The following is a 13,654-nucleotide window of genomic DNA, read 5'->3' on the forward strand; positions in this document are numbered from 1 at the left end:
TCATCCTTGTATGTCACGCATGCAGCAAATTCGGGATACGTGGAGGAAGGAGCGCCGAATCCCGTTTCCGTTAACCGAACAAGAAACTTGGGATTTTTGGCTGTTGGAAGCACCGACAAACGATTTGAAAAAGTCGAAGATCAAGCATATCGCAAAAACGATGGGCATCCGCACCTTGATCGAGACAGGTACGTTTAAAGGCGACATGTTGCAAGCAATGAAACACCATTTCGACTTGCTTGTTTCCATCGAGCTGGATGAAGCATTGTTTATCGCGGCAAAAGAGAGATTCTCAGGCGACAGCCACATCCATATCCTCCACGGTGACAGTGGAAAAGTATTGAGCAACCTGATGCACTCTGTTACATCACCTTGCCTGTTTTGGCTGGACGGTCATTACATCCCGCGCTCAACGGAGGCAGCCAAGGGGGACCTGGACACCCCTATCTTGCATGAGCTGGCTGCCATTTTGCAGCATTCTGTTCATAATCACGTCATTTTGATTGATGATGCTCGTTGCTTTATTGGTCCCAATCCATTGCTGAAAGATTATCCCACTATCCAAGAACTACGAGAATTCGTTCATTCTCTTCGTCCCGACCTCTTATTCGTTGTAGGAAATGACATCATCATGATCTACAATCCACTTGAAGGAGCAACAAATTCGATGAAGAAAGTTGACTTTCACCTGCCGTTTGACAATCAAACCTTTACCGTCTATGGAGACGACTCCGATCAAAGCGTCCTGTATTTTATGGAGTATTACAACGGGTACTATGAAGACTACGTTATCAATCCCCTGAAAAAAATCGTACAACCTGACCATGTTTGCCTAGACATCGGAGCGAACATCGGTGCGATCTCGCTCGCCCTGAGCTATCTCACGCCTCAAGGCAAGGTGTACGCATTCGAACCCTCCGATGCCAATTATCCTTATCTCCTGCGAAATCTTGCCGAGAATCACATCACCAATGTCGAGCCTATCCAGCTGGGAATAGCCGACCGCAACGGGAACATTCATTTTCATGACGACCCGCGTGGAGGCGGATGGTCTTATATCCCGCATGAGCCAGAGGCCGTGGAGAAATCCACCCAATTCATATCATGTGTCAGGCTGGATGACTGGGTAGAGCAGAATATGATTTCGCGCATTGACCTGATTAAAATTGACGTGGAAGGCTCTGAGGTCATCGTCTTGGAAAGTGCCATGCGAACGCTTAAGCAGTGGGACCCGGATGTGATCATTGAATTCAACCCTGAGAGCATCACGGAAAACTTCGGCAGACATCCACTCGTGCTATACACCCTGCTGGAGAAATTGTTTACCCATCTGTATATGTTTAAACGGGACAATACAGTGGTAAAGGTGAAGAACTACAACCACTTACTAGACGAAATGAAACCTTTTCACGCTGATCTGTTTTGCACAAACAAGACGTTCCTCGATTAAGCGCACATGAAAAAACATGGCTGTAGGCTCGCCATGTTTTTTGTTGCGTTGCTATTTGAAAGTAGCCATTACCTTACTCAATCCATCCTCCAGCTTCACTCGATGATTCCACCCTAGTGCTTGCAGCGATCGTGTATCTGCTTGTGAATGCATGATTTCCCTATCTGTATAGGCAATCGATCCGAACTTCAGAACCGTGCTTGATTGAGTCATCTGATGAACCCGTTCTACAAACTCTCGTATCGAAGTAGCCGTACCTGTCCCTACCTGGTATTCCGTAAAGCCTGCGGGCAAACGAGCAGCATGCGCCAACAGCACGCGAAAGGCAGAGACAACATCCTCCACATAAATAAAGTCCCTTGCTTGCTTCCCTTCTGTAAGCCTTAGTTCAGGTTGATTTTCGAGACAGCTTTTGATGACAGAAGTGACAAATTTATTCGTATTGTCATAAGGACCATACACGTGCTCCAGCCGGACGTTGATGAATCGTAGGGAAGAGGTATCTGCTAGGCATTTTCCCCATTCTCGAAACTGACGCTTCGTCAAATTATATGGTTGTAGATGCTTGGATAATTGGATGGGTGCACTGGAAAATGTATCTGTATTTAGAAAAAAAGGGGTACCAAAGCGCATGGCCATATCCAGCAGTTTCAGTGGAAAGGTCACATTGGCATCTACCATCGTGGTATGGCTCTCGTTCTTTCGTCCATAACAGGTTGCCGTATGGATGATTGCATCGATTCTCCCCTGCTCGAAAAAAGGAGCTTCCCATTGACCGCGATCCGTATCATACATAATCAAATCAGGCAATATGTCCCGGATACGCGAGCAATCGGAAGTACTCCTTTTCAAGATGATGACAGTATGTCCGTCCAATCGCAGCGCTTTTACGAGCTGGCTTCCGAGAAAGCCTGTCGCGCCGGTCACTAGTATCTTCATTCGGGATCGCTCCCCTTCACCTGCTCTACAATCTTCTTATATCCAGTTCAAGTCGATGTTGTGAATTTGTTTTTCTTGCATGACACTCCGAAAGTGATCGGCTTTCGTTTTCAAGCCTTCAATTAGCCATTCATGATTTTCTACGACGATTTTTTCGATTTGCAGGTGTAAATTTTGCTCTACAATTTTTTCTAACAGTTCAAATTCTGCCCCCTCGATATCTATTTTGATTAATTTGATTGGCCGATTGAGCATCTGGATGAACTGTGTCAAATCAATGACTTCTACTTCTACATACTTATGGGGATTCGTAACAGGATGATTGTTCAAAAGGGAAGAGGCGTAAGCAGACCCTGCCGGATCCGTATGGTAATGTTCATGCAAATGCAAGCGCAGCTTATCGTTTTTATGCCAAACTGCTTTGTTGATACATATGACATTCGGATAGGCGCCTACCCTTTTTTTCAATTCCTCAAATACGTATGGATTCGGCTCAAACGCAAAGACGAGAGCGCCTTTATCCGCCATTTTTTGTGAAATGACCCCATAATTTGCCCCACAATCGATCGTTATGTCCCCGTATCCGATCGGAGAAAAAACTTCTTCACTGTTCTCGTTTAATCCGCCCACTCCTGCTTCCTCCTTATGTTCGGCTAGATGCCCATGCTGCCTTTCCGGATTTCCACAGTTCTTCCAAGTAGTTTTTATCCCGGAGCGTATCCATTGGCTGCCAAAAACCGGTATGCTTGAAGGCCATTAGTTGATTCGCCTTGGCCAAGCCCTCCAACGGCTCTTTTTCCAATACCGTCTCATCACCTGCCATATAATCAAATACGCCCGGCTCCATGACAAAAAAACCAGCATTGATCCATCCGCCATCCCCTTTTGGCTTCTCCTGGAATCCTGTTACGGTGTTCCCATTGGCAATATCCAATGCTCCGAATCTGCCTGGCGGTTGAGTCGTGGTGATCGTTGCTAGTTTTTTATGCGTGCGATGAAATTTTACCAGCTGTTCAATATTGATGTCGGATAAGCCATCTCCATACGTCAGCATGAATGTATCTTCTCCCACATACTTCTGTATCCGCTTCACCCTTCCACCTGTCCCTGTGTCTTTCCCCGTATCAATCAATGTGACTCGCCACGGAGCAGCATTATGGTTGTGAAAAGTGACCTGATTGTCGTTACGAAAATCAAACGTCACATCAGAATGGTGAAGGAAGTAGTGCGCAAAGTACTCCTTGATCATGTAGCCTTTGTACCCGAGACAGATGATGAAATCATGGAAACCGTACTTGGAATAAATGGACATGATATGACAAATGATGGGCCAATCACCGATCTCAATGAGCGGCTTCGGACGAAGATGCGTTTCTTCTCCAATACGCGTGCCATACCCTCCTGCTAGGATGACGACTTTCATTGGCTGCCCTCCTTCCTCTCTTGTTCACTTGGCCTCATTGGTATACGCTGCGATTTGGGCCAAACAAATTTCTCTTACGTCTTGCTTTTGCTGATAAGCCTTCTGCCAAGAAATGATACTGTCCAAGGTCTGTTCGAGCGACCAGTTGGGTCTCCAGTCTATTAGGCCTTTGGCTTTGGAACAGTCCAGCTTTAAATATTTGGCTTCGTGCCATTGTGGATCGGTTCGCTCTGCTTCAAAACGAGCACCAGCCCCCCAACGCTCACACAATTGCCGGACGATCCACTCTACCGATCTGGCATCTTCCTCATTCGGACCAAAATTCCAGCTCTCGGAGTAATCCTTGCCATTCGCCCACATTTTTTCAGCGAGCATCAAGTACCCCTTCAAGGGCTCCAGGACGTGCTGCCACGGTCGAATTGCTTTTGGATTTCGGATGACGATGGTCTCTCCCTTTATCAAGGCGCTTAGGCAATCCGGTATCAAGCGATCCATCGCCCAATCACCACCGCCGATCACATTGCCTGCTCGCGCTGTAGCAACGGCGACGCCATGCTGATGATACTGGTCGGGATGAAAAAAAGCATTGCGATAGGAGGCAGTCACTTGCTCCGAACATGCTTTACTGTTGGAATACGGGTCATAGCCGCCCAACACATCCTGCTCACGGTATCCCCACACCCACTCCCGATTTTCATAAACCTTATCCGTCGTAACATTGATAATTGCTTTGATTTTCATTCCGTTTTGCACAGCCACTCTCGCCGCCTCGAGTACATTCACCGTACCCATGACATTGATTTCGAAGGTTTCCGCTGGATATTGATACGATAAACGCACCAGCGGCTGAGCGGCCATGTGAATGATGATATCCGGGTTGGCTTGGTTGATTGCTTTTTGAACACTTTCCTTCGATCTGACATCATCAATAATGGAATCAACCAATGAGCTGATTTGGGCGCATTCAAAAATACTCGGATTTGTCGGCGGCGACAGCGCATACCCCGTTACCTTCGCTCCCAAGTCATGCAGCCATAAGCACAGCCATGCGCCTTTGAAGCCTGTATGACCTGTGATCAACACTTTTTTGTCTCGCCAGAACGCAGGATCAACCATCGCGATCACCGTGCTTCCTAATCTGCTCCAGAATCGCTGACCACGTCATCCCCAGTCGAACGATATCTTCTTCCACCAGCTGACTTCCCATCTGTACCTCGATGAATGCCAGCTCTGTCGTAGCTTTGATTGCATGTTTGGCTCCTACCGGGATTTGCAATACGTCACCTGGTCCAACCTGACGCAGCTGATCATCCAAAATGAACTCTCCGCTACCCTCTACGATGATCCATACTTCGCTACGGTGGTGATGGTACTGATAGCTCAAATTTTTCCCGGCGTATACATGGATTTGTTTCGTTAATACTTCCACATTGTCTTCATTCTTCTGAAAATGCATAACCTGATACCATCCCCAGCGCCGCTCTTCATACATTGGGCGCTTTGTCCAATCCAACGACAAATTTTTGACCATATGACTTTGTTCCTTGGAAGAAACGAGGATGCCATCCGGACTCGCCGCCACGATCATATCCGATAGACCGATGGACACGATAGGGATGTCCAATTCGTTGATAACGTGCGTATTGGTGCAGCTCTCATCCAGCAAAACCTTACCCATTGTATTCCTGCTCATTTCTTCCGTGAGCGTATTCCACGTCCCTAGGTCCTTCCAGGCTCCCTCATACGGGAGAACGACTACTTTCTCTGCCTTTTCGACAATCTCATAGTCAAAGCTGATGGCAGGCATTTGGCTATATTGCTCAAGCATGCGGTTGTATTCAGTAGGCAATCCTTTTTGCTCCAATTCGCGAATCAGATAGCCCAATCGAAAAGCAAAAATTCCACAATTCCACAGGGCCTGCTTTTCTACTAAATCCTGCGCTTGCTCAAGGGACGGCTTTTCTTTGAAGCTTTTTACTTTTTGATAGGCAGAAGGCCTTTTACCCTGATCCGATTGTGATTCTAGCTGTGGAACAATGTAGCCGTATTTCGTAGATGGATACGTAGGTTTCACTCCGATTAATGCGAGATTCGCGCCAGATTTGAGGATGACGTTCTCTAGCTCCTTGATCCTGTCCATAAAGCGGTCCTCAACGAATGGATCTACAGGCATGATGGCAATGACTTCATCCGGGTCCATTGTCAAAGCAGAGTACAAATAGGTTACCGCTAAAGCGATGGCAGGGAAGGTATCCCTTTTTTCCGGCTCCACGATCAAAGGAACGTCTTCACCTAGTTGGCTTTGAAGCAAATCAACATGTGAGCGGCCTGTTGAAATATAAACAGGCTCCGACCAATTGCGGGAGGCTAGCTGCCTCCATACTCGTTGAACCATCGCCTCTGGTTGGGCATGTGCATTGCCTATCAATTTCAAGAACTGTTTGGACCTGACATCATTGGAGAGCGGCCACAGCCTTTTCCCTGAACCACCCGATAGTAATATCAGTTTCACTCAGGCCACCTCGATCCGTTTATCGTGTTGTATGCACCATCTTATGCGTCTGTCGCAGTCGATGCTCTATCGTCCAATGAAAATGGTCAACTAACACGAGGAATGATAGAAGCCTATAGAAACTGAATCCAACGGTTAGAAATATAATCGAAAATGTAAGAACCGGCTTGCGGGAGGTAGGGAGTCGTGAAAAACTTCATATGGTGCTTCGTATATCCTTGAAAGTGAAGAGAAAACACTGGAAGATATCGCCCCGTTGCCTTATCCTTGCAGCACAGGACACCATTTATCGAGTAAATTTTCTTATAGCCGTACAAATTTTCCATTGATGTCGCCTGCTGAATATTGCCGTCAACAAAGCCATCATGAAACAAGCCATTCGTGATTTGGTAACCCTTGAGCCGCTCGAGAAATAGCAAGGCCAGCACCATATCCGTTATGAGAGGTTGATTGAATCGTACGTGTTCCTTTCTCCGCATGGTGTATTGAACGACTTGCGCGAATGCAATCGGATTGGCAAAATGAGACTTCATGAACTCACAATATAGTTCCAACTTCTGCCTATCTACGAAATTTGTCCATACGAATTCCATCGTAAAGTTTTCAAAGCGAGGATGGTTCACGTCCGTAAACAGCATGACATCCGTATCGATATAACAGCATTTCGGAATCTGATGCCTTTCCATAAACGCCAACAAAATAAACCATCTTTGAAAACAAAACAGATTGTACTCATAGGGCATAAAATGAATATGTTTATAGACTCTCGTCATTTCACTAGCAGCAGGCATGTAATCGTCTATCATCTCATGAATGATGCCGTTCACGGCATACCTTCTGTTTCCCCCGTTCCCTATCAGATAGACAGGCGAATGGGGATTACTTCTTTTCGCTTGCTGCAAGCTGTATGTGAGATAATCATCGTCCCCTCGATGGATGATCACGATGGGCAAGGGCATACTCTTTCCGCCTCCTTTTTCTCCCCATACTTTATGTATGTGACAGACAACGAGAAACGGGCATATGCCTTTTTTCCGAAAACCTCCTTGCTGCCAAGCAACTTTAGACGTGAATAGGACGAAATTAATGCATTTATATCATTTCCCCCAGCACGATCCGAACATATCGTATAGGGCAAGCACTCTGCAGTAGAGGGGGACATGTCGATGGGAAGATTTTGGACAGATCAGGAAATCCTCGATGAGATCAACAAACGACGATGGTACCATAAAATCGCGCTGCGACCCGGTATTGTCACTCCCGGGATTACACTTCTGGAAAATGTATGGAATATGACGAGACAATCCAGAGAATACATCCCATATTCGGGGAAACGCGTTCTTGATCTGGCTAGCTTTGACGGTATGTGGGCTTTTGAGGCGGAGCAGCGAGGGGCAAGTCTAGTCGTGGCTACGGATTGTATGCAGCCGCTCTATTTGAATTTTGAGTTTTGCAAGAACATCCTGCAAAGCAAAGTTTTGCCGCTGTACAATACCAGTCCTTATAAATTATGGGAAGGGCTGCAAGTTTTGCTGATGGACGATTTTATAGAACCACTGCCATTTCCTCAACAAATACGACACAATCAATTTGATGTCGTCCAGCATCTTGGACTGCTCTATCATCTGCGCGATCCGATGTGGACCTTGTCGCAATGCCGAAGCGTGATTAAACCAGGTGGGCATCTCTTGTTAGAAACAGCCTGTATTTTGGATACGAATCAGTCCATCATGGTCTACAACGGAGCTCCTGGACAAATGAATCGGATTTATAAGGACGATACGACTTGGTGGTTGCCATCCGTACTTTGCATTGAGGAGATGCTCCGAGGCACGTTGTTTGAAGTTATTCCTGAATCGGTTAGGACCATTCCCTCTGGCAAAATAAACAATTACGATGCGGGTCGCATCAGCCTCGTGGCAAGAGCCATTCCTGGTAGCGCGATCGACCAGAACTGTCACGCGGAGTTACTCCGTATCTTCCGCAATCCAGGGATCATTCCGGACTACCTGTAATATCCGGGGAATTTGAAATCGGGTGCACAAGATCGACGATGCTTGTGTACCCGATTTTCCATTCTTTCATAGTCTGATGGTAGTGCATGCATTTTTTATGATGGAAAGATGGGAGTGAATCTCGTGTCCCACTCACAGCAACCATTCGTGAGTATCATTACCCCCTCTTTTAACCAAGGCCGGTTTATTCGCGAGACGATAAATAGCATATTGACCCAGGACTATGCAAACCTTGAGCATATCGTGGTAGATGGAGGCTCGACTGACGATACGCTCTCCATCTTGCAAGAATATGCACAAAAAGATCCGCGCTTCCGTTATATTTCCGAACCGGATCGCGGACAGTCTCATGCGCTTAACAAAGGTCTGGCAATGGCAAGAGGGGAAATCATTGGCTGGCTGAATTCGGACGATACCTATGTACCCGGCGCCATCATGATGGCTGTTCACGCTTTTGCGAGCAACCCGAGCTGGGGAATGCTTCACGGCAATTGCCAAGTGATGAACGAGTACGGTCAAGTATCTAGCACCTACCCGTCCGAACAAGCCGATTCCAAGAAGCTGTATCAGAGCTGCGTGATTTGCCAGCCATCCGCTTTCATCAGGACCCACGTTTTCAGGCATATGGGGGGCGTGGATGAAAAATTGCAATTTTGCATGGATTACGACCTGTGGATGCGCATCGCCAAATTTTATCCCATCGGTTATGTGCCTCACTACTTAGGAAACGCCCGAATCCACACGACCTGCAAATCAGCTACACAATGGCATTCTGTCGGCGTACCTGAAGTATTACGATCACTTGCGAAAAATTATTCGTCCATTCCCAGCCATTGGATATCGTACGTCCCACACTACAAAGGCATGGGTGTACTCGACCTGTTGAAGATCTATAAGTCCTTTCCATCCAATACAACCAGAATCACAAGCATGAACCGGGGGATGGACTTGTGGGCGCCTCCTGTCCTGCGTGCGATTGTCGAATCAGATCCATCTGCACCGGCTCAAATGTTGTTAGTGAAGGGCAAAGTCCCTGGCTCCCCTGCAAAATTGCCAAAGCCCATTGTTTTGACTGCGCTCGTGAATGGCGTAAACGTAAAAAGCTACACCGTTGATAAACCCACCTTTGCCCTCGAAATCCCACTCGATCCGAATGCCACGACACACCGTGTGGACATCGCTTCTTCCAGTGTGGGTGTACCAAACACCCCGCAAGTCCAGCAAAGAATCGTGGGGGGATACATGGCCGAAGAGATTATTCCTCTTTCGTATGACGAAGTGATCGTGTACAGAACTTTTTCAAGGAGTTAACCATTCAACTCGTATATAGCTTCGTTTCAATGACAGCCGCCGCTCCGGCTATGGCAAGCAGGAGCAGCAACGGATAGGCGGCTGGCACATACATATACACCCCCACGATCAAAGCCCCCACCCAAATTCCCACGCACCAATGACAGCTCAACAATCTGCCTATCCATTGGCGCACCCTTCCGCCTTTAAATTGAAAGTCCCGAACCATTTGCCCCGACTCGTCGGGTACATAGAACACCTGGTAAAATGGGTTTCGCAGAAAAGACGTGATCTCATCAAAAACAATCAAATGCGTGAGACGAAAGCTTGCCAGCACGAGAATGATTAAGTCGATCCAAGAGAGGTCAAACATTCCACCTCCACCTCTTTCCAATATTTTGTGCTTTTCTCATTTGTTCCACATTTAGTACCATTGTGGTGCGACAAAACAGAGAAAGGCGTGATGAGATGAATCGCAACATAAAGAAAATGGCAACCATCCTTTCCCTGTCCGTCCTCGTTACCATGATCGGACAACCTGCGTTTGCGAAAACAAGCTTTACCTCTTTGAAAAAAGGGATGAAGAACTCGCGCGTGCTTGAAGTGGAAAAGATGCTCGATGCACTCCATTACGACTACAAGCTGGTAGTGGACAAGATCTACAACAGCAACACAGCTTATAACGTCAAAGCGTTTCAGAAAAAATACAAGCTGCCGCAAACCGGGATTGTAAACAAAACCACCTACGATAAACTGACGAGCGTGTACCAAGCTCGCAAGCAAGAGCAGCCAACACAACCGGCACAACCAAGCACACCGTCCAAGCCTAGCAATCCTGCTGAGACAAATGATTACACTACGCTAAAATTGGGGGCTAGCGGTGAACGCGTAAAGGAATTGCAAACGATGCTCGCTGGCCTCGGTTACAAAGTAACGGCATCGGGACAATTCGATGAATCTACACGTTTTGCCGTCATGCTGTTCCAGTCGCGCAATAAACAAACCTTGACTGGTGAAGCCGATGCCAAAACATATACAGCCATTCAAACGCAATACAAGAACAATCCCGTGCAGCCTAAACCAGATACGAAGCCAACCACTCCAACAAATCCATCGACTCCCGTAACACCTAGCAAGCCTGACCAGCCGCAAAACCCTGGTGCTGACGCACAAGTTCCTCTACCCGCTGGTTTGACGGCTGAGGAAAAAGAAATGGTTCAGCTCGTGAATCAAGAGCGCACCAGTCGCGGACTCGCACCCTATCAAGTGGACATGCAGTTGGAGAACGTTGCACGTGTAAAAGCTCAAGAGATGGTAAACAAAGGCTACTTTAGCCACACCTCTCCCACTTACGGCTCACCGTTTCAAATGATGGACACTTTTGGCATTCGCTATTTGGCTGCTGCTGAAAATATTGCCCAAAACTATTCTGTAAGCAGCGCCCATCAAATGTTCATGAATTCCTCTGGGCACAAAGCTAATATCATGAGTCCAACCTATGACTACGTTGCCATTGCTGTTGTAAATGGCGGTCCGTACGGGAAAACATTCGTACAAATGTTCTTAAAAAAATAAAGGCGCGGAACGGAAAAGCCATCATTTCTACTGAAATGGTGGCTTTTCTTCTCGATTAGAAAGACACGGCGATCCGGTTATTGGCGGAAAAGTGTACGGTCTGGTCGTTGCACAGCACGACACCCTCGACGACGATCCCCTTCCCCGCTTCTTGTTTCAAAAATGAAATCTGGAAATTTTGAAAGGATTCCGTCGATCCCGGTGCAATGGTTACAGGCTGGATCGGCGCTATCCAATACTCCCCTCTCTCCATCGCTTGGGCAAACCAATCGTCTTCCAAGTACCTCCATCCTTTTAAGCCCGATGTACCTTGCACGGCCATCGTCTCCACGAGCTTCGGCGGCAATACCTGGCCTCCCATTTTGATCGAATCGACAGGTGAGACACGCAGGCAAACAATTGGATTTTTCAGTTCAACGTTCCCCGTATTTTTCACCTGAAGCGTCCCAATCAACAGGTACGGCTTCTCAGGTGATTCAGAGTGAATCAACGTGTAATCAAAATACACTTCTGCCGCTGTACGCATTTCAACCTGTTCTGGCACTTCTTCGACCGGGTGAATGGTCACTACTTGATCCAGCAGTTCTTCTTCTGCCAAGATCAACAGCTCTTCCCGTTCACTGTCTGATTCACTGTTTCCTTCTATATTTGAGTCACTGTCCTCAGCACTCGACTGGTTACTTTCCTGAATCGTGCTTTGTTCCTCTGTCCATGGCTTTTCATCTTCTCCCTGCTGACTTTCCTTGTCAGAGGTAATGAGCATGGTGGAATAAAATAGCTTTAAGATAGTGGGTGGTAAAAACGCCATTGGTTGAATGTGCAATCCATTTTGGAAATACTCCAAAACCCCTGACGCTAAGTGTAGCGCAATTTTTTCCGCATAGAGTTTACGCTTGCTCACTTCCGTAAAGAGCGGCAACTGCAACTGGATGTGAACGATCGATGGTTGCTTTTGGTTTTTGGTTACTTTGTAGTGACACGAGATTCCTGACTGCTGCAATTCTGCGCGCAAACACTTGACCAGGTCTTGCCGCTTTTCATCCTCCGACTGAAAGAAGATCAGTCTTGGCTTTTCCAGAACTCTCATTTCCTTCAAGCTGAAACGTATAGCGACATCCGTATTTTTCGCCAGAGACGGATTGTTTTGGCTTATAACAACTTCCATCCCGCTATCAGAAAGAAATTTTTGTACGTTCCCCAATACCTCCCACTCATAGGCAGTTCCTCCTCCTGAAGATATGCCTGTAAAGAGAACGCAAACTTTTCCTTTCAACCCCGAATCCAGGTCAACTCTTTTATTCGTCGAATCCCACTTCAATTGAAAGCCATTTTGCTTGCAAAATAAACGAAACGCTGGCAGAGCCGCATACGGCATGGTCCCGCCACGTTGACCACTGTAATATACCTCAACATCCATTCCCATCTCTCCTCACGAAACTTTCCGTCAGTCCGCGATATTGTATGAATGCCCAGTGTCCAAAGTGAACATTTTTGGCGATGACTGTTCCGAAGAAACGCTTTGCGCATACGATGCTACAGAAAGGAGTGGTCATATGCCCACCTCACAAATGCCCCTAATCTCCATTATCATTCCTGTAAAAAATGAGGGGGACAATGTGCGTTCTACCATCACTTCCCTTTTGAATACAAGAACCACGTTTCCGTATGAAGTGATCGTAGTCGATGATGCCTCAACTGATAACGGTTGTCACTTTTTACAAGGCCAAGGGCAGAATGAAAAAATAAAATTAATCACGACAGAAGGCATTGGTGCTGCTGCAGCACGAAACTTGGGCGTGAATCATGCTCGTGGCAACTACTTTATTTTTTGCGATGCCCATCTGTCTTTTGAGAACTTTTGGATCGATCGCATGATGGAGCTCATTCTGACAAAGAAAGCAGATGGCGTTGCTCCCGGAATCGCTTCCATGACAGAGCCACATAAAATCGGATATGGGCAAAATCTGAATCAGAAGCTCGAAATCACCTGGTATCCAAAGCCAACGGGCCCTTCACCGGTTGCGATATTGCCAGGGGGTTGCTTCCTGGTCACCCGTGAAGCTTTTATGAAGGTCGGGGGTTTTGACCGTGGTTTTCGCATTTGGGGATTTGAAGATATCGAATTTTCCATTAAGATGTGGCTCTTTGGGTATACGTGTATGGTCCAGCCATCCGTAAAAATCTTGCATTTATTTAGGCAAGTTCACCCTTACACAGTTGCACATGAGCACATTTATTACAATATGCTTCGAATGGCGTACAGCCATTTTAACGAGCAACGGATTGAGGCTGCGAAAAAACTTGTGCTCTACGCAAATGCGAGTGAAATTGCGGATGATGTGCTGACTTGTGGAGCTGCCGCTCAGCGTGTTCGATACACTTCCCAAAGAAAATTCGACGACAATTGGTTCTTCCAAAAATTCCAAATTCCTTTCTGACAAGATAGTGAC

Annotated in this window: 13 protein-coding genes; 5 read left to right on the forward strand and 8 right to left on the reverse strand. The window is 46.8% G+C overall.

The features are described from left to right. Positions 1–10 precede the first annotated feature (10 nt). The gene (locus HPY31_RS10730; RefSeq protein WP_172140698.1) at positions 11–1,450 is read left to right on the forward strand and encodes an FkbM family methyltransferase; all 1,440 of its coding nucleotides are present in this window, start codon (positions 11–13) and stop codon (positions 1,448–1,450) included. A gap of 51 nt (positions 1,451–1,501) precedes the next feature. Here HPY31_RS10730 and HPY31_RS10735 read toward each other — a convergent pair whose 3' ends face one another. The 6 genes from HPY31_RS10735 to HPY31_RS10760 form a co-directional block, all read right to left on the reverse strand. Continuing rightward, on the reverse strand, positions 1,502–2,389 hold the full coding sequence (locus HPY31_RS10735; protein WP_172140699.1) for an NAD-dependent epimerase/dehydratase family protein: 888 nt from the start codon (positions 2,387–2,389) through the stop codon (positions 1,502–1,504). Between the two features lie 36 nt (positions 2,390–2,425). After that, entirely contained in the window at positions 2,426–3,019 is a 594-nt protein-coding gene (locus tag HPY31_RS10740) for an FkbM family methyltransferase (protein ID WP_172140700.1), read from the reverse strand. Positions 3,020–3,032: 13 nt separating this feature from the next. Further along, a complete protein-coding gene (gene rfbF / locus HPY31_RS10745; protein WP_064200896.1) occupies positions 3,033–3,812 on the reverse strand; it encodes a glucose-1-phosphate cytidylyltransferase in 780 nt (259 codons plus the stop codon). A gap of 24 nt (positions 3,813–3,836) precedes the next feature. After that, on the reverse strand, positions 3,837–4,928 hold the full coding sequence (gene rfbG, locus HPY31_RS10750; RefSeq protein WP_172141018.1) for a CDP-glucose 4,6-dehydratase: 1,092 nt from the start codon (positions 4,926–4,928) through the stop codon (positions 3,837–3,839). Further along, the gene (locus HPY31_RS10755; protein ID WP_172140701.1) at positions 4,921–6,324 is read right to left on the reverse strand and encodes a sugar phosphate nucleotidyltransferase; all 1,404 of its coding nucleotides are present in this window, start codon (positions 6,322–6,324) and stop codon (positions 4,921–4,923) included. The genes rfbG and HPY31_RS10755 overlap by 8 nt, the downstream gene beginning before the upstream one ends. A 113-nt stretch (positions 6,325–6,437) precedes the next feature. After that, positions 6,438–7,283 (reverse strand): hypothetical protein, encoded by an 846-nt coding sequence (locus HPY31_RS10760; RefSeq protein WP_172140702.1) that lies wholly within the window; start codon positions 7,281–7,283, stop codon positions 6,438–6,440. A gap of 207 nt (positions 7,284–7,490) precedes the next feature. On the opposite strand from HPY31_RS10760, the gene HPY31_RS10765 reads away from it, so the two are divergent. Both HPY31_RS10765 and HPY31_RS10770 read left to right on the forward strand, forming a co-directional pair. Then, entirely contained in the window at positions 7,491–8,339 is an 849-nt protein-coding gene (locus tag HPY31_RS10765; protein WP_172140703.1) for a DUF1698 domain-containing protein, read from the forward strand. A gap of 147 nt (positions 8,340–8,486) precedes the next feature. Continuing rightward, positions 8,487–9,650: a glycosyltransferase family 2 protein gene (locus tag HPY31_RS10770; RefSeq protein ID WP_371811701.1), complete on the forward strand. Its 1,164-nt coding sequence runs from the start codon at positions 8,487–8,489 to the stop codon at positions 9,648–9,650. Positions 9,651–9,654: 4 nt separating this feature from the next. Here the strand turns inward: HPY31_RS10770 and HPY31_RS10775 are convergent, their stop codons facing one another. Further along, positions 9,655–10,002, reverse strand: coding sequence for a DUF1360 domain-containing protein (locus tag HPY31_RS10775; protein WP_172140705.1), 348 nt, complete (start codon positions 10,000–10,002; stop codon positions 9,655–9,657). A 95-nt stretch (positions 10,003–10,097) separates the two neighbouring features. Between HPY31_RS10775 and HPY31_RS10780 the strand changes: the two genes are divergently transcribed. Beyond that, the gene (locus HPY31_RS10780; RefSeq protein ID WP_172140706.1) at positions 10,098–11,204 is read left to right on the forward strand and encodes a peptidoglycan-binding protein; all 1,107 of its coding nucleotides are present in this window, start codon (positions 10,098–10,100) and stop codon (positions 11,202–11,204) included. Positions 11,205–11,259: 55 nt separating this feature from the next. Here HPY31_RS10780 and HPY31_RS10785 read toward each other — a convergent pair whose 3' ends face one another. Next, on the reverse strand, positions 11,260–12,621 hold the full coding sequence (locus tag HPY31_RS10785) for a hypothetical protein (RefSeq protein WP_172140707.1): 1,362 nt from the start codon (positions 12,619–12,621) through the stop codon (positions 11,260–11,262). Between the two features lie 136 nt (positions 12,622–12,757). Between HPY31_RS10785 and HPY31_RS10790 the strand changes: the two genes are divergently transcribed. Further along, positions 12,758–13,642 (forward strand): glycosyltransferase family 2 protein, encoded by an 885-nt coding sequence (locus HPY31_RS10790; RefSeq protein ID WP_172140708.1) that lies wholly within the window; start codon positions 12,758–12,760, stop codon positions 13,640–13,642. The last annotated feature ends 12 nt before the right edge of the window (positions 13,643–13,654 follow it).

Origin of the sequence: Brevibacillus sp. HB1.3 (assembly GCF_013186635.1) — a bacterium.
Classification (GTDB): Bacteria; Bacillota; Bacilli; order Brevibacillales; family Brevibacillaceae; genus Brevibacillus; species Brevibacillus brevis_D.

Coding starts and splice junctions, on each gene's coding strand:
- HPY31_RS10735 (WP_172140699.1), bottom strand. CDS start 2,389: ATGAAGATACTAGTGACCGGCGCGACAGGCTTTCTCGGAAGCCAGCTC.
- rfbF (WP_064200896.1), bottom strand. CDS start 3,812: ATGAAAGTCGTCATCCTAGCAGGAGGGTATGGCACGCGTATTGGAGAA.
- HPY31_RS10765 (WP_172140703.1), top strand. CDS start 7,491: ATGGGAAGATTTTGGACAGATCAGGAAATCCTCGATGAGATCAACAAA.
- HPY31_RS10780 (WP_172140706.1), top strand. CDS start 10,098: ATGAATCGCAACATAAAGAAAATGGCAACCATCCTTTCCCTGTCCGTC.
- HPY31_RS10730 (WP_172140698.1), top strand. CDS start 11: ATGTCACGCATGCAGCAAATTCGGGATACGTGGAGGAAGGAGCGCCGA.
- rfbG (WP_172141018.1), bottom strand. CDS start 4,928: ATGGTTGATCCTGCGTTCTGGCGAGACAAAAAAGTGTTGATCACAGGT.
- HPY31_RS10760 (WP_172140702.1), bottom strand. CDS start 7,283: ATGCCCTTGCCCATCGTGATCATCCATCGAGGGGACGATGATTATCTC.
- HPY31_RS10790 (WP_172140708.1), top strand. CDS start 12,758: ATGCCCACCTCACAAATGCCCCTAATCTCCATTATCATTCCTGTAAAA.
- HPY31_RS10785 (WP_172140707.1), bottom strand. CDS start 12,621: ATGGATGTTGAGGTATATTACAGTGGTCAACGTGGCGGGACCATGCCG.
- HPY31_RS10775 (WP_172140705.1), bottom strand. CDS start 10,002: ATGTTTGACCTCTCTTGGATCGACTTAATCATTCTCGTGCTGGCAAGC.